The organism is Macrococcus equi, from assembly GCF_047426745.1.
Classification (GTDB): Bacteria; Bacillota; Bacilli; order Staphylococcales; family Staphylococcaceae; genus Macrococcoides; species Macrococcoides equi.
In genome coordinates this window covers 2,024,037-2,044,057 of the sequence record NZ_CP179732.1, presented here as the reverse complement: position 1 = coordinate 2,044,057, position 20,021 = coordinate 2,024,037, and the positions used below count along the sequence as shown (strand labels likewise).

General features: G+C 26.8%; 28 protein-coding genes. 22 read left to right on the top strand and 6 right to left on the bottom strand.

The window, feature by feature from the left end; all coding sequences use genetic code 11:
- Positions 1-551: 551 nt before the first annotated feature.
- Complete coding sequence (locus ACMGE6_RS10865; RefSeq protein WP_414053798.1) at positions 552-740, top strand: hypothetical protein; 189 nt, start codon at positions 552-554, stop codon at positions 738-740.
- 232 nt (positions 741-972) lie between these two features.
- Here ACMGE6_RS10865 and ACMGE6_RS10860 read toward each other — a convergent pair whose 3' ends face one another.
- From ACMGE6_RS10860 to ACMGE6_RS10845, 4 genes are all read right to left on the bottom strand, one after another.
- Positions 973-1,113 carry a hypothetical protein gene (locus tag ACMGE6_RS10860; RefSeq protein ID WP_414053797.1) on the bottom strand — a complete coding sequence of 47 codons (141 nt, stop codon included), beginning with the start codon at positions 1,111-1,113 and terminating at the stop codon, positions 973-975.
- A 12-nt stretch (positions 1,114-1,125) separates the two neighbouring features.
- Positions 1,126-2,034, bottom strand: coding sequence for a permease (locus tag ACMGE6_RS10855; protein ID WP_414053796.1), 909 nt, complete (start codon positions 2,032-2,034; stop codon positions 1,126-1,128).
- Entirely contained in the window at positions 2,034-2,486 is a 453-nt protein-coding gene (locus ACMGE6_RS10850; protein WP_414053795.1) for a MarR family winged helix-turn-helix transcriptional regulator, read from the bottom strand. The genes ACMGE6_RS10855 and ACMGE6_RS10850 overlap by 1 nt, the downstream gene beginning before the upstream one ends.
- 626 nt (positions 2,487-3,112) lie before the next feature.
- On the bottom strand, positions 3,113-3,526 hold the full coding sequence (locus tag ACMGE6_RS10845; protein WP_414053794.1) for a carboxymuconolactone decarboxylase family protein: 414 nt from the start codon (positions 3,524-3,526) through the stop codon (positions 3,113-3,115).
- A 102-nt stretch (positions 3,527-3,628) separates the two neighbouring features.
- Between ACMGE6_RS10845 and ACMGE6_RS10840 the strand changes: the two genes are divergently transcribed.
- From ACMGE6_RS10840 to ACMGE6_RS10805, 8 genes are all read left to right on the top strand, one after another.
- Positions 3,629-4,042, top strand: coding sequence for an Lrp/AsnC family transcriptional regulator (locus tag ACMGE6_RS10840; protein ID WP_414053793.1), 414 nt, complete (start codon positions 3,629-3,631; stop codon positions 4,040-4,042).
- A gap of 203 nt (positions 4,043-4,245) precedes the next feature.
- Entirely contained in the window at positions 4,246-4,698 is a 453-nt protein-coding gene (locus ACMGE6_RS10835) for a GNAT family N-acetyltransferase (protein WP_414053792.1), read from the top strand.
- A gap of 245 nt (positions 4,699-4,943) precedes the next feature.
- Positions 4,944-5,141 (top strand): hypothetical protein, encoded by a 198-nt coding sequence (locus ACMGE6_RS10830; protein WP_414053791.1) that lies wholly within the window; start codon positions 4,944-4,946, stop codon positions 5,139-5,141.
- 264 nt (positions 5,142-5,405) lie between these two features.
- Complete coding sequence (locus ACMGE6_RS10825) at positions 5,406-6,293, top strand: SEC-C metal-binding domain-containing protein (protein WP_414053790.1); 888 nt, start codon at positions 5,406-5,408, stop codon at positions 6,291-6,293.
- Positions 6,294-6,564: 271 nt separating this feature from the next.
- Complete coding sequence (locus tag ACMGE6_RS10820) at positions 6,565-7,542, top strand: CBASS cGAMP synthase (RefSeq protein ID WP_414053789.1); 978 nt, start codon at positions 6,565-6,567, stop codon at positions 7,540-7,542.
- Positions 7,499-9,205 (top strand): ThiF family adenylyltransferase, encoded by a 1,707-nt coding sequence (locus tag ACMGE6_RS10815; RefSeq protein WP_414053788.1) that lies wholly within the window; start codon positions 7,499-7,501, stop codon positions 9,203-9,205. Before ACMGE6_RS10820 ends, ACMGE6_RS10815 begins: the two co-directional genes overlap by 44 nt.
- Entirely contained in the window at positions 9,138-9,683 is a 546-nt protein-coding gene (locus ACMGE6_RS10810; RefSeq protein WP_414053787.1) for a Mov34/MPN/PAD-1 family protein, read from the top strand. Before ACMGE6_RS10815 ends, ACMGE6_RS10810 begins: the two co-directional genes overlap by 68 nt.
- Complete coding sequence (locus ACMGE6_RS10805; RefSeq protein ID WP_414053786.1) at positions 9,641-10,309, top strand: hypothetical protein; 669 nt, start codon at positions 9,641-9,643, stop codon at positions 10,307-10,309. Before ACMGE6_RS10810 ends, ACMGE6_RS10805 begins: the two co-directional genes overlap by 43 nt.
- 315 nt (positions 10,310-10,624) lie before the next feature.
- Here ACMGE6_RS10805 and ACMGE6_RS10800 read toward each other — a convergent pair whose 3' ends face one another.
- Positions 10,625-11,122 carry a phosphoribosylanthranilate isomerase gene (locus ACMGE6_RS10800; protein ID WP_414053785.1) on the bottom strand — a complete coding sequence of 166 codons (498 nt, stop codon included), beginning with the start codon at positions 11,120-11,122 and terminating at the stop codon, positions 10,625-10,627.
- Positions 11,123-11,144: 22 nt separating this feature from the next.
- The gene (locus ACMGE6_RS10795) at positions 11,145-11,699 is read right to left on the bottom strand and encodes a TetR/AcrR family transcriptional regulator (protein WP_414053784.1); all 555 of its coding nucleotides are present in this window, start codon (positions 11,697-11,699) and stop codon (positions 11,145-11,147) included.
- Positions 11,700-11,827: 128 nt separating this feature from the next.
- Between ACMGE6_RS10795 and ACMGE6_RS10790 the strand changes: the two genes are divergently transcribed.
- The 13 genes from ACMGE6_RS10790 (at position 11,828) to ACMGE6_RS10730 (ending at position 19,838) form a co-directional block, all read left to right on the top strand.
- Positions 11,828-12,334, top strand: coding sequence for a carboxymuconolactone decarboxylase family protein (locus ACMGE6_RS10790; protein ID WP_414053783.1), 507 nt, complete (start codon positions 11,828-11,830; stop codon positions 12,332-12,334).
- Entirely contained in the window at positions 12,324-12,806 is a 483-nt protein-coding gene (locus ACMGE6_RS10785) for an HXXEE domain-containing protein (protein ID WP_414053782.1), read from the top strand. The genes ACMGE6_RS10790 and ACMGE6_RS10785 overlap by 11 nt, the downstream gene beginning before the upstream one ends.
- 378 nt (positions 12,807-13,184) lie before the next feature.
- Positions 13,185-13,850 (top strand): hypothetical protein, encoded by a 666-nt coding sequence (locus ACMGE6_RS10780; RefSeq protein ID WP_414053781.1) that lies wholly within the window; start codon positions 13,185-13,187, stop codon positions 13,848-13,850.
- A gap of 1 nt (position 13,851) precedes the next feature.
- Entirely contained in the window at positions 13,852-14,304 is a 453-nt protein-coding gene (locus ACMGE6_RS10775; protein ID WP_414053780.1) for a VOC family protein, read from the top strand.
- Positions 14,305-14,356: 52 nt separating this feature from the next.
- Positions 14,357-15,106 carry a nucleotidyltransferase domain-containing protein gene (locus tag ACMGE6_RS10770; protein WP_414053779.1) on the top strand — a complete coding sequence of 250 codons (750 nt, stop codon included), beginning with the start codon at positions 14,357-14,359 and terminating at the stop codon, positions 15,104-15,106.
- Between the two features lie 148 nt (positions 15,107-15,254).
- On the top strand, positions 15,255-15,977 hold the full coding sequence (locus tag ACMGE6_RS10765) for an RHS repeat domain-containing protein (RefSeq protein ID WP_414053778.1): 723 nt from the start codon (positions 15,255-15,257) through the stop codon (positions 15,975-15,977).
- Positions 15,978-16,033: 56 nt separating this feature from the next.
- Positions 16,034-16,303, top strand: a complete 270-nt coding sequence (locus ACMGE6_RS10760) for a hypothetical protein (protein ID WP_414053777.1) — start codon at positions 16,034-16,036, stop codon at positions 16,301-16,303.
- Between the two features lie 160 nt (positions 16,304-16,463).
- Complete coding sequence (locus tag ACMGE6_RS10755; protein ID WP_414053776.1) at positions 16,464-16,811, top strand: hypothetical protein; 348 nt, start codon at positions 16,464-16,466, stop codon at positions 16,809-16,811.
- 260 nt (positions 16,812-17,071) lie between these two features.
- Positions 17,072-17,311, top strand: coding sequence for a hypothetical protein (locus ACMGE6_RS10750; protein ID WP_414053775.1), 240 nt, complete (start codon positions 17,072-17,074; stop codon positions 17,309-17,311).
- Positions 17,312-17,604: 293 nt separating this feature from the next.
- Complete coding sequence (locus ACMGE6_RS10745; RefSeq protein ID WP_414053774.1) at positions 17,605-18,441, top strand: DUF4240 domain-containing protein; 837 nt, start codon at positions 17,605-17,607, stop codon at positions 18,439-18,441.
- Entirely contained in the window at positions 18,432-18,842 is a 411-nt protein-coding gene (locus ACMGE6_RS10740; protein WP_414054858.1) for a GNAT family N-acetyltransferase, read from the top strand. Before ACMGE6_RS10745 ends, ACMGE6_RS10740 begins: the two co-directional genes overlap by 10 nt.
- Positions 18,843-18,936: 94 nt before the next feature.
- Positions 18,937-19,293 carry a hypothetical protein gene (locus tag ACMGE6_RS10735; protein ID WP_414053773.1) on the top strand — a complete coding sequence of 119 codons (357 nt, stop codon included), beginning with the start codon at positions 18,937-18,939 and terminating at the stop codon, positions 19,291-19,293.
- A 197-nt stretch (positions 19,294-19,490) separates the two neighbouring features.
- Entirely contained in the window at positions 19,491-19,838 is a 348-nt protein-coding gene (locus ACMGE6_RS10730; protein WP_414053772.1) for a hypothetical protein, read from the top strand.
- Positions 19,839-20,021: the final 183 nt, after the last annotated feature.

Below are 20,021 nucleotides of genomic sequence, written 5' to 3'. Positions count from 1 at the left end.
TTGAGCGATATTTAATACAATTCTTTGCAATCGAAAAAATTAAAAATCCTTTAATATCAAGGTGTAGGACATTCTATACAACTATACGAAATCCTAAAGTTCTTTGAACGTAAAAAACCAGGTATTAAAGGCGCTCGTCGTTTACCACAGTTCTCAAAACATTAAGCTGCAGCTGTTGCGAATTTATTCGCTTACAGATGGAGTTCGCAAATTGCGTCAGCAATTTGTGTTCAACTGAAAATACGTTTCCAGCACCTCTCGAATTCGTTCGAGAGGTTCTTTTTTTATATGTTTTTTGCATAGATGTTACCCCATGCTTTTTGGTAAGTGCAATTATTTATATGTAACAACAAGCATTTGGAGAAGTTGGACACAAAACTCCAAGAGTTATTATGAATACTTTACTATTACTGAGTCCATTTTCTTATTATGTAATGTTCGATATTAAAAGTGATGCGAATACATTTACTGGTAGTAGAGTCTATTATATTACTTGAGATAAATTAACATTTTATGGATTGTTCAAGATATTTGGAATTGTTTTATGGGGTGTGCCTGAAGAAAAGAGTCTAGAAAAAAGAATATCTAATGTTGAGGTTGCTATAAATATTAATAAGATTGATGGAATAATGTTATCTGATGAATATATTGAAAAAATGTATGATATGGCACATGGAAGAATTAAAAGATCTGAATTTGCTGAATATGTTTTGCAAGACACTAGAAATAAATCTGACTGAAAATTATACGACAATAGTGAGCACCCCTAAGGTTGAATTTTAATGATCAACTTTAGGGGTGTGCTACATTATAACCTCAATTGTAAAATATTTTCTTACCATAGTCATTATATATCCTTACCCATTACCATATACAATTACTATTAAAAAAATACTTAGGTATATATAAATATTTTAGTATAAATCTTGATAATCATTGTCTTGAAATTATTTAGAATTTAAAAGAAATATGTTATTTATTAATATCATTTTTTATATTTATTTCCTTTTTATCAGAATGATTCTTATTTCCATCTTTTTTTTCGTCTAAATTAATAATTTTGATTTCACAGCATTCTTTCTCTTTTTTTTTAAAAATATCTTTGAATTTCATAATAAGACTCCTTTATTTAAAATTTAAAATTAAGAAAAGATATCCAGAAAATGTAGCCATAAGAAATACAGATGTAATAAAAGCAATGACTAATCTATTTTGAAAAATACTTTTTAACATAATAATTTCTGGTAAACTTGCACCGGCACCACCTATAAGTAACGCCATCATTGGAGATAGTGGAAATCCACCTGCTAATAAAGCATTGGCTATTGGTAACATGGTAGAAAGTCTAATATATAATGGGACTCCAATAATTGCTGCAATCGGTATTACAATCCATTGATTATATTCACCTATAGATGTTAAAAAGTTAGTAGGAACTGCTTCTTTAATAATAGCACCAATAAAGGCACCAATAATAATATAGATAAAAACAGATTTAATTAGGTTAAATGTTTCTATTAATGAAATTTTTATATTTAGTAATATATTCTTTCTTCTATTTTCATCTGTTTCAAGGTGAGCACCTTCAACAATAACATTTTTCACATATTTATCATATCCAAGAATATCAAGAATATAACCTATCAGCATAGAGAAAAGAAAAGTTACCAGCCCATAAATTATTGTAACTTTAAGCCCATATATATAATACATAAGTCCGAGAATCCATGGATCTAATAATGGAGAAGAAAAAAGATAAGTCATAATAATTTGGAATGGTATCTTTCTGTTAATCATGGTCACTAATAAAGGAATAGTTGAACATGAACAAAAAGGTGTTATAAATCCTAATAGAGCCCCAGCAAAGTTACCAATTAAAATGTTTTTTTCTTTCATCCATTTTTCGAGTTTACTGAATGGAATATAAGGTTCGAAGAAACTAATAACAATAGATATTAAAAAGAAAAGCAATAATAAGTTTTTAGATAATGAAAAAAATTCTTTTATAACCTTTAGGATTAAATCTTCATTCATTAGCAATTACCTTCTTTACAGCCATCAGCATCAACTTTATTAAGAGCATTATCTAGTTTTTCTAAATAGTAGAATAAGTTTTCTATTTCTTCAGGGTTAAAGTGACTTAAAATTTGAATCGTATAATGTTCCATTTCTTCTGAAATATTTTGAACATTTTTTAATCCTTTTGAACTCAATGACAATATAACAGAGCGTCTATCTCTCTCTTCAGTTTTTCGTACTACAAATTCTTTTTCTACCAATGATTGTACAGCTCTACTTACACTTGCTTTATCAGAAGAAAGTTTATTTGACAATTCATTTAAAGATATGTCGGATGTATCTCCTAATTCTATTAAAATGTGACTTTGTAACATAGGGAGTCCACAACAGCTTGCTCCGTCTTTTTCTAATTCAATTAATCCTCGACTAATGCTTCTGCTTAATTTTCTAAATTTACTAGTATTCACACTATAAACCTCCTTGGATATATTATAAAGTTATTATTTGATATTATCAACTATTGATTATATCAAATAAATTTTTGTTATGTTAATAGAGTATAAAAAATGAATTTTTAAATGAAGAATTTAAAGAACGATATTACTTATTATGCGGAAATATTTTTATGAGGTAAAATTACACTATATATAGAGGGAATAGGATATGAAGAAAATAGTGAATTTGAAGATTAATTATACATAATAGATTTTCAGTACTTGTAGAATTCTTTATTTTATATCAATAACATATAACACCCTCGAATTTTATTGAAGGAGAATATATTATTTTACAAAATTATGTTTTTCAGTACATTTATGTATTGAAAATCGCATAGATTAATATAAAACAATTAATAATTAATATATATAGTAAAATCTACATATTATATACTCTTTATTTTTTACAATTAAGTTGCTATTTTATAATTATATATGTTAAAAATCCCTCAAAAATCCTTTTGTTTCTTATGAAGTTAGAACTATTAGAGGTTCAATTATTAACTCTCTTCAAGTAATATTAATAAATAATAATTGAGTTTATAAAAATAAGAAGTGGTAATCCTTGTGAGTCACCACTTCTTAATGTATGAAGATTAATCTTCAGGAGTAAGTTTTAATATCGATCCAAAATGTTGTTGGGCTGTAGTGAATAAGGTAAAAGTAATTAATTCAATAATTTCTTCATTAGTCATTGAATCCTTTAACAACTGGATAGTTGATTCAGGTACATTTTCTTTCATTTTTAAGTAAACATCGACAAAGCCTATATAAATCAAAGATTTTTCGTCTCGAAATTTATTAGTAGGACTACCCTTTGCTTTGCAGTACATACATCCATTTTCTTGAGCAAGTATTCTTCTTAACTCTTCTTTTAATTCTTTGCTCAATGAGCCATCTTCACATAATGTGTCTGCTAAGTTATTCCATGGGTCAAGTATAATTTCATTGTGACCTAATAATTTTTGAAAAGGTGTATCGCCAATCTTACTATAATTTATTAATGCCATATTATCATCTCCTTAAGTTAATAATAAACGTGATATAATAAAGAATGAATAAATTAAAAAAGGTATTAAAGTCTATGATCTTTAATAAAAAAGGTAATTTAAATGGAAGACTTAATAAATGAGAAAATATTAAATATATTAGAAATGAACAGTCGAATTACGATTAATGAGTTAAGTAAACAGGTGAATTTATCTCCTCCTGCGGTAAGAGAGAGAATAAATAAAATGGAGGAGCAAGGAATAATAAAAGATTATACGATTAATATTGATTATAAGAAGTTAGGATATGATGTTGAGATTCTAATTGAAATTATCATTAAGAACAACAAATATAAAGATTTCAAGGAGTTCATATCTGAACAGGATAATGTGGAATTTTGTTATCGTGTATCTGGAGAAGCGTGTTTTGTTTTTAAGGTTAGATTGGAAAATATGGGCGCAGTTGAATCGTTTATTGATTTACTACAACCATATGGACATACAAAAAGTCAGTTTATTTTTTCATTAGTCGAGTAATTAAAAAACCTTAGTAGTTAAAATAATTAATTTAATGATTAATAATATCAAAATAAGACTGTTTAATTACTATTAATTTATCTGAAATTTTAATATACTTATTGATTATATCTTTTTTGAAGGTATAATTAAGGAAATTATATGGATGTTTCCAAATATAAATATTTACGATTAATACTCTATAAAATTAAAGGGGTGTTCTAATGGAGATTAGAGAATTTAAAATTGAAGATTTAGAAAGTGTTAGTCATTTATTAAATAATTATAGAATGTTTTATGGGAAAGAGTCAGATATTGAGTCATGTAATAAGTTTTTAAAGGATCGATATGATAATAATGAATCAAAAATATTTGTAGCAGATAATGGAGAAGAATTAGTGGGATTTGTACAAATATATCCTGTATTTTCAACCGTAAGTTTACAAAGAGCATATATATTAAATGATTTATATGTAAGTTCAAATAGTAGAACAGGTGGAGTTGGAAGACAGCTGATTGAAAAAACTTTTGAATATGCACGACAAAATAACGCTAGATATGTAACGCTGGAGACAGGTATTGATAATGCAAAGGCACAGTCTTTATATAAAAAGATGGATATGAGAGTAGATGATTCTGTACTACATTTTTCAAGAACATTCGACATAAAGAATTAAAGCAGTATTATTTAAATATGGAAGGATAACATATTAATAAGTTAGGGTTACGTACATCATAAAAAGAATTCTGGAAGTCAATTATTCGTTTAAGATATAATTGTAATTATTTTGTATTTGTATTTATAATTAATCAACTGTTTTAATAGTTAATATTCTTAATTGTTTTCTATATCAATAAAGAATACAATATTAGGAAATTGAATCAAAATAATTAATAAAAAAATCGAAAGGATTAAATAATTATGACTTCCTTTAAAAAAGCATTTTTCATAGGATTGCCGTTAATAACAATGACTATACTTATAATTTGGTTCTCTATCGCAAATGAAAATGATAGTATTTTATTAAAAATCATCGTATTTGTCATTGGTTACATTGGTGTTCGTACATTCTTTAAAAATTTAGCACATCACCTAGACAGCAAACAAGCTAATCATTAATTTGATTGGCTTTTGTTTTTACTATTTAATCGTATTTAATGCAATTTATGAATAGAGCAGATCAGCAAACCACAATTATTTGTTTTATGTACTAATATGGACAACAGACTTTTTATAAAGAAATAAATTTATGAGGAATATAAGTAGAAGTAATTTAAAATTATATTATTATAATTTGAGGAACAAAAATATTTACATCAATAATTTAAACAAATTATGCAATGAAACTATTTTTAAGTTACTGAAGAAAAATGGGTGATAGCATTGAGATTAGCTACGTGGAAAATGAATAATCTAGATAATCTAAATAAATTTTCAAAAAAACAACTTAATGAATATAAAAATATTAATTATTTTAATGATAGCGATTATAATATTTGGTGTATTGCAGCAGAAACTTTAGAGGAATTAATTACTAATTCATTATTCACAGCTGTGAGATTCCCTGAAGAGCTATATATTTTTGAAACTGAGGATTACTATACAATAGATAAATGTCAATGGTATAAAGATGTTAGTATGAAAAGTGCTGGTGATTTTTTGCTGGATTTAAGTGATTATAAAATTAAAGATGATGCAAAAATTCCTAAGGAGTATTTAGTAAAGGAAATCCCTGACCATGCAGTTTGTTTTACCGTCAAACCAACTAATATCAAAGTTACTAATGAACTAATTAATAAAGTATTTACGAGATGTCAAGATGAATTTCTAAAAAGATATCGAGCCCCTGTATATAAGGACTTTTATAAAAGTTCAGAATTAGCAAATACAAATAGGAATCAATTTATAATTTATTTACTACCACTTTTATGGGTTTATAATATTGAATTTCCCAATGATGAAATGTATAAAATCAACCAAATGAATTGGCATGTTGCTGAGATTATATCAATGACTTTTATAAGTTTATATGCAGAAAATAATTATAGTATACTTTATAAAACCTTAAATAATTTTCGGCTATGGGATTCAACTCAATATGGCTGGAAAAATGATAAATATAATGAGATTTGGAACGAATGTTTTAGGAGCTTAAAATCCAACGTATCTAAAACGTATTCTGCTATAGTTAATAAAAAAATATCAAGAAACGATTTGTGTCCATGTAAAAGTGGAAAGAAAGTAAAGCATTGCCATGCGAATTTATTGTGAAATCATTTCAAGAAGAAAAGATACATTTTAACAGCACAATTAATGTAAACGCCGGATAAAATGTTATAATTTATACACTTTAAAATTCTCTGTTATATTTGGATTATTTTTAATGATAATTTCTTTGAAAGAATTCAAAACTACTTAATAGAGAACTAACTTCGCAAAGGCTAATAAAGCCCTAGCCGCTCTCTATTCAAATGTGAATCAAGTATAATAAGTAGTTGTAAGATTAATGAAGTATGCAAAAGAAAATATAAAGGAGCAAAACATGGAATATTTGCAGGATAAATATTTGATTTTTGATAAAAACATAACTTTAAATAAAACATATAAAGATAAAATTAGAACGGGAAGAGACACGTTGAGAAATAAGTTGAATGGTTGTTTTATAGATGCTGGTTATAATAGTCCGAAACATATGACGCAAGGTTCTTATGCGATGTATACGGCTTTGTTGCCAACCGATAATGAAGATTTTGATTTAGATAATGGTGTATATCTACAAGGATATTCAATCAATCAATCCGATTGGCCAGATGTAAATAAAGTTCATGAACAAATAAAAAACTATCTTAACGGTCATACACATAATATTATTGATAAATCTACTTGTGTTAGAATTGAATACAAGGATAATTATCACATTGATCTACCTATATATATTATGGGTGTGGATGATAAACAAGATGATGTAGCATATTTAGCACATAAGGAATCTGGTTGGATAATCAGTGATCCACAAGCATTTAGAGATTGGTTTAATAGTCACGTTCAAGCTTCTAATGACAGGGTGATTAGAAGAATTGTTAAATATATAAAAAAATGGGCTCGGAATAAAGATGTAAATCTTTCAGGCATGGCGATTTCAATCTTAGTAGCAGAATCATATGAATATAAAAATATTGAATCTGATTCGACTGTTTTATTAGATGTACTTACTGTAATACATGATAGATTATCGATGAGTTTTTCATGCAAAAAGCCTATAAGACCTATGGAAGAAGACCTATTAAGTGATTATAGTTTTAAAGAACAAATGGAAATACTAGAATCGTTAGAACAGTTTAAGGATTCTGTATATGAAAGTATTTATATGTCAGATAATGAGAACGCCTCTTGTGATATACTTGTAAAAGCATTCGGAGATTGTTTTCCTAAAGGTGAATTAAAAATACAAAACCCCAATGTTTACGAAAAGAGTGATGAACCTGAAAGAATCGGTCAAAAAAACAGACATTATGCATAATTATCTTGATGAAATATATTACTATTTTTTAGATTTAGGATATGAGGTTGATAAACATGATGCAATGATAATTATGCCTATTAAGATAAAGGAAAACAATTTTAAGATAAGTATTGAGATTCCAAACGATTATCCTTTTACATTTTTAACAGTTAAATTAATCAATAGAAATGATTTTAATTTCTATATACCACATATGTTTGTTGGAAACACAATGTGTCTTTATGTAAACGGGTATGATAGACATGATTATAAAAATTACTTAGAAGAGGCTGAAGAAACTGTAAAAAGGGCTAAAGACATCCTTAAAAAAGCTGTTGAAAAAAAGTTTGAAAACCAATATAAATATGAATTTCTAGATATCCACAACCCGAATACTTCAAATAATAAAAATTATCTTTTAATAGAAGATTATCATAAACCCAAAATATTAACCTCAATTGAGGGTCTACAAAATGGTGATTTAGTAAGAGTTTTTTTCGATGAACACTATAGTGTAGAATCTCTATATTTTTTACTTAAAAATATTAAGGTAAATGAAACTAAAGTATATAATTCTGTAGTATATATACCTATGAAAAATGACCATTTATACTCTTCTATATATAATATCTCAGATATAATATCAGCATTAGAAGGTAATGCACACTTTAATTTTTTTGCAGAGAAAATAATTTCAGGCACACAAATAGGGATTATAGGTGTTTTTCAGGATGAAATTAAGGTACCGTCAATAATAGGTATGATATTTCCAAAATTAACAATTCCTAAAGGGAAAATTGTAAAAAAGAACTCATTTAAAAGTATACTTAAATTAAATAGTAAAAGAGAAATTACAAATATAAAAATTAGTGACTTATCGAAACCCAGATTGAATTACAGAAGTGGTGATGGCGTTAATAAAAGTAAAAAGAGAATTTATAATGTTGGATGTGGTTCTGTAGGAAGCTTCATAATAAAAAATTTATGCGATACTTTTGAAATTGAGAGTATAATACTTCATGATAACGATAAGTTAGAAGTAAACAATATAGGCAGACATGTGTGTGGTTTACAGAGTATAAATAAATATAAATCTGATGAATTAGCAAAATATATCAACAATAACTATCCATATATTAACACTAAAGCTATATTTACGAGTATAATTAATGAATTTACAGGAAAAGAAAATAACTTGTTGTCATATGAATATGATTATTTATTTTGTGTAGTAGGTGATGAAAATATAGAAGAACAACTTATAAAATTGTACGGATCTAAGAAATTAAATAAACCATTAATCATTATATGGATTGAAGCATTTCTAGTTGCCGGTCATATATTGATTTTTAATGAGGAATTTAATGAAAAGTCAAAAAAATATATTTTTGATAATAATAATAATATAAACTTATCTGTTTTGAAAGATTCTCATACTTATTCAAAATCTCTTGCAGGCTGTCAAAGTAGATTTATACCTTATTCTGGTTTTGAGGTACAAATGTTTGTGAATAAATGTGTAGATTTACTAATTAATGATAAATATTTGGAAAGAAAAGGGAATTATCACATTGTAGTTTTGGGGAATATGAGAGAAGCTAGGAGAAATCAACTTGAGATTAAAAATAGATGGAAGGCAAAAAATAATAGGGAAGTACTTATTAATAGATTTGATGAATAATAAATTTCCATACTTAATTTTTTTGAAAGTTAGTATTATTACAAGCTTAATAAAAGAATATTGTACTTCATCCCATTATGAAAATGGTGGTATATTATTAGGAGTAATAAATAATAAGAGTAAAAATGTTTATATTCAAGATTTCCATAAAATAAATATAGAGATTAAGAATAGAAAATATTTTATTAGGAACACTGAAAAAGCTCAAAAAATAATTGATGAAGCATGGCGTGCTTCAGAAGGATATGTAAATTATATTGGGGAGTGGCATACACATCCTGAAATGTCTGCCTTGCCAAGTAGAGTTGATTGTAAAACGTTAATAGATTTGACTAGAGAAAAGAAAAGTAAATTATTTCCTTTTACAATTATGATTATTATAGGCGAAAATAATAATCTAACTTTATCCGTATCAAATGAAAAGGAAGTGATTGATTGCATAAATATTCTAAACTGCAACATAAAAATGAGTTTATAATTGTTGTGATAATCATTTTTATTATGAGTACTGTATTAATTAATACCTTAAACGCTACCCCAATTTTATTAGGATTTTCTAAATCTCTTAAAAGCTTTTTAGAAAGTATTAATTTAATTAATATTTTAGAGAAGTATGGGATTGTAAATTTAGCATTAACACCAATGTTCATATTTTGGGGGTTGTATTATTTATTTATCAAAATAATGTGGAAATGGAAAGTATTTGTTTATATTTTTAATGTACCAAATATTGGAGGCCGGTACTCTGGAACATTGAACTCCAATTATATGGATCCAAAGACTAATAAAACCAAAGGGCCTATTTCTTTAAAATTAAGAGTAATTCAAGATTTTGAAAAAATTTGTTTTATATGCGAATTCCCAGACACACAATCAAAATCTGAAAGTAGAATGGCAACATTAGTGAAGTATAGCAATAGTGAAGCAGAATTTGAATTTGCTTACTTTAATCAAAGTTATGATATAAATATTGAAAATACTTATCATCATGGTTATAATCGAATGACTTTTAATGTGGCAAGCGGAACTGTAAATGGATATTATTTTAATGATAGAGGTAAACACCCTAATAAGGGAATAATTACGCTAAAGAAAGATGATTAAGTTTAATCTAATTTACCACCGGCCAGCAGTATATTTAGTTACCCTTTAGTTACCTCTAAGTGATATTTGATGAAATTCTATGTAATCTAAAAAATTACAAATCCTTTAATATCAAGGTTTACAACAGTATATACAACTGTACGAAAGCCTAAAGTTTTTTGAACGTAAAAAACCAGGTCTTAAAGGCGCTCGCCGTTCACCACTGTTCTCAATACGTTATTATCATTGTTATATTGACATATATAGCACCTCTCGAAAATATTCGAGAGGTGGCTTTTTATTATTATCTTGAATGGTAAATTTATCTAATTACAATTACTTTTTAAGCACACGTTCTAAGTACAATATTTTTTCGAAATCTTTATTGTTATTATTATTTCTATAACTATCCTTAGAAGATGACTCATATATTTTCAAATACTGCTCCAAACTTGGGACATAAAAATGAGCGCCATCTATTTGCATATCTTGTAAATCAGATAGTGGTATAACAGCGAACTCAGGTAGGGTATCAATACAACCATATTCTATACTTATAATGCCATTAGTGAATTCATGTTCATGCCGATCTATTAGACAGTAATCTAAACTGTTCATAACTGAATTAATAGCATTAAAATTATATATTCTATCTTCATCTGGTGCATCCCAACCTCGTGGATCTCCTGGAACATGAATATCAATATCACTCGGTTTCCAGTCTTTATTACTAACTAATTCTAACCCCAAAGATCCCATCAAAGTAGGTTTTATATCTACATTATTTAAATCTTTACAAACCTTAATAAATTCATTGAAAAGTAGATTATTCATATTTTCTCTCCTTTATTGTTGATTATTTAGAAACATTAAATTTAGTAATTTCAATGAAGCTCTCTACTAATTCTTGAGTACTTTCTTCAAATCCACCTTCCATCCATTTCATTAAAATATTAAAGAATCCTCCTGTATTAAAATATAAAGCAAAAATAAGATGTTCTTCGCTTATTTGATAGTTAAATTTATTCTTAACAGATATATGGAGTTGAGGCAATATTTCATTAAACTGATTAAGTAATAAAAAGGATAGTCCTTGAGAATGTAAAAGTCTTAATAAATTAATTTCTTCATAACAAATTGTAAAAAAGGCGAGAGATAAAAATTCCATATTTAATGACTGTGTGTTTTTTAATACATCCATGTATTTATTTTTAATTTTTGAAATGCCTACATTCAAAATATCTTCTTTAGAGTCAAAATTTCTATAAAACGTCGTCCTATCAAGATCAGCATTTTTTGTAATTTCACCAATTGTAATGCCATCAAATGGTTTTTCTTCCATTAGCATTATTAAACTATTATATAGCCACTGTTGAGATCTAATTACTGATGGATTATTAGATTTTTTCATTTCTATTTTCTCCTATGCAACAAAAATTGAATTATGTGGAACTTAATTATGTAGTATTGAGTTTTTCTTATAATAAATTTACTATATATACAAAAGTTCTACAAATGTTGCAAATAGGAGGGGTTTTAATGAAAAATTTAGTATCAAAAGGTATCGTTAAGGCAGGAAGTTTTATGAATATGAATAATAGAGTCAACTATTTTAAAGTATCTCCAGTTGGTATGGAAAATGTTATGTTACAAGAAAAGTATGTAAATAAAATAACGATGGACAGAAAACTAATACCATTAGTAAAGCTATATATTTCAGTATTAAATGGTTGTTCTTATTGTATTGAGTTGCACTATAAAGAAGCAGTAAAAAAGAAAGTTGAGAAAAAGTATATAGATACCATAATAAACTTAGATATTGAAAATGAGATTTTTAATAATAAAGAGAAAACAATACTCTTATTCTCCAAAAAACTAACTTTAATCACGGAACATTCTATTTCAGATGAAGATTATTTGAATATGAGAAAATACTTATCAGAAAAAGAGTATATTGATTTTATATTACTAATTAATCAAGTCAATACATGGAACCGAATTTCGATAGGTTCAGGTAATATAGGAAACGAAATAGATGTTAGATGAATCAAGTCTGTATTGGTTGTTTCCGATTTTATTCATGACACATGAAATGGAAGAGATTATATTTTTACCTAGATTCGTGGACCGGTTAAAATGGAATAATAGTAACAAAGTAATTGAAAAGATACCATTAATCACTAGTTTTCGGTTTACTATTATCGTTATCGAACAATTGATCCTCATTATACTATTATCATTTTATTGTTATATGAATAATAATATCTCATTATACATTGCATTAATCATAGTTTATATAGTTCATATTTTGATTCATTATATACAGGCCATTGTAATCAAGAAGATTATACCAGGATTTTATATGGGTACATTAAGTTCGATTGTATTAGCGTATTTATTTATAAAGATTGAGGTAGATTTAAAAGAATTAGTAGGTTATATACTTATAATATTACTTATAGCAATCTTCAATCTATTAATTATGCATAAAATTATTTCTAATAAATTTAAATATTAAAAGCACCGGCCAGCACTTTATCTAGTTACCCTTTAGTTACCCTGAGTGATATTTGATGTAATTCTATGCAATCGAAAAAATCAGAAATCCTTTAATGACAGGGTTTACGACAGTCTATATAACTGTACGAAATCCTAAAGTTTTTTGAACGTAAGAAGCCAGGTCTTAATGTTGGTTGTTGTTCATCACAGTTCTTAAAATGTTAATTATCTTAGCCATTACGAAATAATTTGTTTATAGATTTTATACTGAAATAAGTTTGAGATATTTCGAATAGAGATAAATGAATCTTTAAATATATAGAATAATCAGACTATTGGAGTATATGTTTTACGTAGAATTATTTATATAATGTTCAATAAAAGAGGAGGCATAACTTTGAACATTATATCAATTCACTTAATAACAAATGAAAAATTAAATAAACTAAGAAGATTTTATGAAAACATAGGATTCAAGTCAGATATTATGGATAATAAATTGACTATTCACCTCAATCATAGTGAAATAATATTTGAAAATCATGTTATGGAAGATGATCCATATTATCATTTTGCTATAGATATTCCTATTAATCTTTATGACATGTTAAAGAAAAAAATAAGCGACAAAGTATGTCTTTTGACTGAAGATTATAAAGATGAAATATATTTTGAGCATATCAATGCGAAATCATTTTATCTTAACGACCCATCTGGAAATATTGTAGAATTTATAGCCAGAAATAAGTCAGATTATAATGATTCTATAAATAACAATTACATAAGAATAAGTGAAATTAGTTTAGTTTCAAACAAGCTTAATGAAATATTTAAGCAATTAGAGAATAATAAATTTAGGGAACGAGATAATGAGTTAATAGAAGAAGGTTTAAACTTTATATGTTCAGGTGAAGAAAAAGAATATATTTTATTAACTAAAGAAGGAAGAAGATGGTTATTTTCGGACAAATTATCTAAGTCATATCCTATACAAATAGTAACTGACGAATATAAGTTGAATTATCTAAATAATCAACTGGAAATTAAAAAGAGGGTGGTTTAGTTTGATAAAAGGTTTATTCGAAGCGCATCTACCTGTTAGCAATTTATTAAATTCTATTAAATTTTATGAAAGTTTAGGATTAACATTAGAAAATCATATACCAAATAAGGTTGCATTTATGTGGATAGAGAAAGATGTGAGTTGGTTAGGACTGTGGGAATGTGAAAGTGTAAATTTAGATTATCATCCTTCTATTCGACATATTGCCTTTAATGTTGATTTAGAAGATTTAAAGACAGCAAAACAATGGTTAAATAAAAAGGGGATTGAAACGAGGGGCGCATTTGGGTTTAGTGGAAAAGAACCTTTTGTATTGCCTCATATGAAAAATGCATATGCTAAGATACATTTTTATGATTTAGACGGTAATAGTTTAGAGTTTCAATCACAGATTTCAAATCCAGAGGAATGCTTAGATGCTATGTACTTATCGGAGTGGGAAGAACGCTTTTAATAATTATTTCAAATGAAAATTAATTTTAACAATAATAATAAGGACGATTAACATGTCTAAAATAATTGAAGATTATATTGAAACTGTTAGACAAGGAATAAATCATATATTGCAAACTGCACTTATAGGAATCTATATACATGGATCATACGCACAAGGTACTTTTAAGTGGGAAAGATCTGATTTAGATGTGATAGTTTTAATTAATAATAGTCTGTCTGTAAAACAAAAAGAAGATTTATTAAATTTATTTATTACATTAAAAGATAAAGGGCCGAAGAAAGAAATAGAAATATCATTTTTGAATATATACAAGCTATCTGAAGAGAATCATCCCTATTCGTATGAGTTTCATTACTCGCCATACTGGTATAAACATTTTGAAGAAAACAAATGGCAAGTAACGACCAATAAAGAAAAAACGGATTCTGATTTAGCTAGTCATATTATGAATCTTAGCGTTCAAGGAATAGTTGTGTATGGTCCAGAAATTAAGGATTTATTTCCTGTTATTACTGAACAAGAATTTATTGATAGTTTAATATTTGATGAATCTGATGCACCATTAAACAATGTTGATACAATTATGAATTTATGTCGAAGTTACTATTATCATGAAAAAGGGGAGTTAATTTCAAAAGTAGAAGGATTAAAAAGGATGAAAAATAATAAATCAGATTTCAATGAGTTGCTAAATTTAGTATATGAATTGTACGATACTAATCAAATTTTAATACCAGATAAATATTTTCAAGAAGCTAAAAGGTTCAAAGATTATATTGATTACTTAAAGCAGAAATAAAAAGTGATAGATAAATTATACTTGTATAAACTATTCTGCTGAATAAATGGATTTGACGTAAGAAAACACTTGTTGTTCACCACAGTTCTCAAAACGTTAATTGCCAAAGCTGTTGCGAACTTGTTCGCTTACAGATTTGGTACGCAAATTGCATCAGCAATTTGTGTTCAATTATAACTGGAATTCACTTGGTCAGTTAATCAAGCTGACAAATAAATCAAACAATGATACATGGTATTATCAGTATGATGAACAAGGGCGTAGAATAACTAAGACACATAATGATACGACTATCCATTATCACTATGATAACGATACGAATCACTTAATAGCAGAAAGTAAAGATGGTAAGGTTATCAGGGAATATATTCGTGACCAGGATGGTAATTTATTAGGATTAAAAATAGGCGATCAATTCTATAATTACCATAAAAACTACCGTGGTGACATCATCGGTATCACAGACATGTCAGGTAATCAACTTGCATCATACACATATGACAGCTGGGGTAATATTGTTAAGGAAGAAGCAAAAGATGATAAACTAAAAGAACAGCCTTTCAAATACGCATCTTATTTTTTTGATAAAGAATCTGATCAGTACTACCTGATGGCAAGATACTATAATCCAAAGCATAGTGTATTCTTGTCAGTAGATCCATTACTGGGTATTGATGAATCCGTAGGTGTGCACAATGGTTATAATTATGCTGATAATTCACCGACTTTAAAAATTGATGAAAATGGGACAAGGGCAAGATTAATAAGGTCTACTATTGGCCTTCTTCAAAAATTATTTAGAGCAGCTAGTAAATCATTTACGGAAACAGGTAAGGCGGCGGCTAGAAAACTAAATTCTAATTCATTATGAAATTGGGGCTATGGGACCTTTAAAAAAAATTAATTAACAGAAAGGAAAGTGTGGTCATGAGTGAAGAAATACTGATAAACTTTATAGAAGATTTTTTAAAAGGTAAATTAAGTGTAGTGCTATTTGCAAAGTATTATAGAGATATTTTTGGTTTTTTATTAAATGAGGAAGAAGTTAGTCCATATAGATACAAATATCTTAAAGAATTACATGAATATCTAGAGAATTATGATTATTACAGTGCTGGAACTGATGATTATTATTACTTAACTGATGACGATGTAAAAAAGGAAACTTCAAAAATATATAGCTTATTAAATAATTAAAGTTTATTTTAAAATTTTATAAACTACAAGTTATATTTTGAAGAAATTAAAAATTGAAGAATAAGAGAGCATACAATTGATAGGCCACTATAAAGTAGACACTAAATACTAAAAAAAGCTCTTGATTATTTTTATAAACATTAGCAGAAAGGATTAAAAAATGAAATATTTTATTTGTCCAGTATATGGTTATGACAAAGTAGATTCGCAGCCATATAATATATATGGTAATCCTTCGCATAATATTTGTGACTGTTGTGGCTTTGAATATGGATATAGTGAAGATTTTGAAGTTAATCATAAAGCAATAAAGCTCCCTAAAAGTTCATTAAAATGGGCATTTAAACAATATTTAATAGAGTGGATTAATAATGATTGCATAGTATTCAGTGAAGAGGAATTTACGGATGAAGAGATTGAAAATGGTAAATTAAAACCTCATGTGTTAAATAAACAATTAGAAAGAATTGGATTAACATTAAATGAACTTAATATCAATTTAAATTAATTTGACCTTTTAAAAATTGATAGTTCACTTAGTCACAAGTAAAACTAGAGAGTATACAATTTGTATACTCTCTTTATTTTGGAATCCTACGTGTAATATGACAGCTAGGGTAATATTGTCAAAGAGGATATAAAAGATGATAAACTAAAAGAACAACCTTTCAAATACGCATCCTACTTCTTTGACAGAGAATCTGACCAATACTACATAATAGCGAGATACTATAATCCAAAGCATAGTATTTTCTTATCTAATGTCCAATGATAGATATAGACACTGAAATAGATGTCAAAAATGGTTATAACTATGTTGGTAATATTCCGATTTCAACATATGATACTGATGGTAATTATAGAAGACTTGCTAGGGTGATATGGAATGCTGCTGCAAAAAAACAAACAAAAGATCAGTTAAAAAACATTCTAGAAAAAAACATTCTCATAAGAAAAAAAGCAAAAGAAAAAAGAAAAAATACCATGGAAACAGTAAGAAAAATATGAGCAAACATCATGTTTATATAATAATAAATATTAGAACTAAAAAAATTGTTAAAGTAGCAATCTATGGAGGAAAATAAGAAGTAACGGAAATTCATCAAGAGCTACGCTACAATCTAATAAATGGGGCGTTCAATATACAAAGCAGAAATTGTACAAAGAAATATAAAAGGTAGAAGTCGTGCTTTAATTGCGGAACAAGCTTGGGTTAATTATTACTATAGAAATTTTCAACTTGATTTATCTGAAGGTAAACACAAGAGACCATGGCCAAATTAAAATGAGGTGATAAAAATATGTATGACTTTAAAAAATTAAAATCTGGTGACGTATTAGCTGAAAAATTACCGTTCGGATTATATACATGTCTTGTAATAGTTAAGACAATTGAAAATTCAAAGTTATATTATGTTGCTGATTACATTGATACTACTATACCTAATATAAACGACCCAAGATTGAAAAAGGTGCACCATACTAAATATGCATTTTCTGGAATTGCAATGTATTGGGCAGAAGAATTTCATGACTCTAGTATTGATTTTGAATATATAGGAAATATTAATATTGATTTTGAAGTTCCTAAATGTAATAGTTCATTCCTAATGAATGCTAGAGAGCCATATTGGAGTTGGTTAGAAAAAAATATTCCCGAAAAATTTGAAGAAGAGAGAAATAAGTTTTTTGAATATGATTTAAATGAAGAAAAAAAGGAAAAATTAATCAAGACTAAAAGAATCAAAAAGTTAAATTATTTAGATGATAAATTATTTTGGAAAATGATAGATGTTCTATTTCCTGAAGAGTTGGATGAACAATATGCAATCAAAAAGTTAATTAAATATTCTAGAGAAGAAATAATATCTTTCCATAACACTCTAGCAAAACATCTTGAAGTACTAGATAAATTACCATTGAAAAATAACAAGTATAACTCAGATGATGCTTTTCTTTATACTAGATGTTTCATAATAGCTCAAGGCTTAGAATATTATAATGAAGTATTAGAAGATGGTTATATTGAAGAAAATCTTATTGAAGATAGTTTTGTGGAGTTACTGGAAGTTACTGAGGAAGCTCTACAACGTGCTAATTATAATTATGATTACAAAGAATTACTTGAATTAAAATAAAGATACCAAAAAAGGAGGAGTACTTCAACCATCTAAAGAACATTATTAATAATAAAGATAATAAATTTTTAGTTGCAATAATAGATAATGAAGTAGGTGGATATTGTTATGCTAGTGTATCTTCAAGGAAAAGAAGACAACATTCAAGAAGCATTGCTATGGGGTTATCAAAAAAATTTAGAGGTAAAGGGATTGGAAAGAAATTATTAACCGAAATAATAGAATGGGCAAAAAGTAATCAAAGTATTGAAAAACTAAATCTTGGTGTATTATCTGTAAATAAAGTTGCTATTAACATGTATCGATCTTTGGGATTTGAAGATGAAGGCATATTAGAAAAAGAGTATAAAATGGAATATGGTACCTATGTTGATGATATTTATATGCGACTTTTTGTATAGTTTAATAAAAATTATTACAATAAGATGATTTTAAATTTGTAAGAAAAAATAAATAAAAGTACAACTGAATGATTTAAGAAAAGGTGGATTCCATATGAAAATAAATATGGGGAATGAATTAATTAACATTTTTGATAACTGGTATAATGACGATGAGCTTTCAGATACGTATTTTTACGATCAACTAAAAAAAGTTATAGAAAAAAGCAATCAAGAAGAAATGTTTCACTATATTGACGATTGTTTAAGTAAAATGTTAGAAACAACAATACCACTTGAGGTTTCAATATTAGTTCATTATGCACATAGCTTTTATGTAAAATTAGATACTACTCAAGTTACACCATTACTTCAAAAAGAAAGTATGAATATCAAAAATCATATTTTATTATACGGAGATAATAGAACACTTCTTTTTTTAGAATTTATGCAGAATAGGTTAAAAATATAAATAACAATTAAATCCCTCACAAATAATCATTTGTGAGGGAATTTCTTACTTAAATACTATCAAATTCATTTAATTTTAGAAGTAAAACATGATTGAAGGAACACTTTGATAAACATGTTAAAGAATTTAAAAATTATACTATACAAATATATAATAAAAAAGCTAAAAAATATTTTGATGATCAATGAGGTGATAAAATGTATATTTGTCCTGTATGTGGATATAATAAATTAGAAGAAGAGCCATACAATTTTTTTGACGATGGTATCTTTAATGCTTCTTTTGAAATCTGCTCTTGTTGTGGATTTCAGCTTGGCTTCGATGATGATAATATAGCATCTCAACATAAAAAAAAAATAACTTTAAAAGAAGCACATAGAATATATTTCGATAATTGGGAGAAAAAAAGTCACAAAATTTTTTCGAAAATTAAATTTGGAGATAGAATAATAACTGATTATTTACCAGGTAAACTTGTAGAAATACAAAAAGAAAACATTATTTTAAATAATGATGATTACAATCAAATCATATTAGTGATGTAGTATTATAAGGAATGAGGAAAGAAATAATATTATTATATAATTTTATAAGAATTAAAAATGCATTTTGAAAAATAAGAGAGTTATAACATATATATACAACTTCCAATAATATATTTTATGTATATAAAAACCACCGGCCAGCAGTTTATTGAGTTACCCTTTAGTTTCCCCTAAGTAATATTT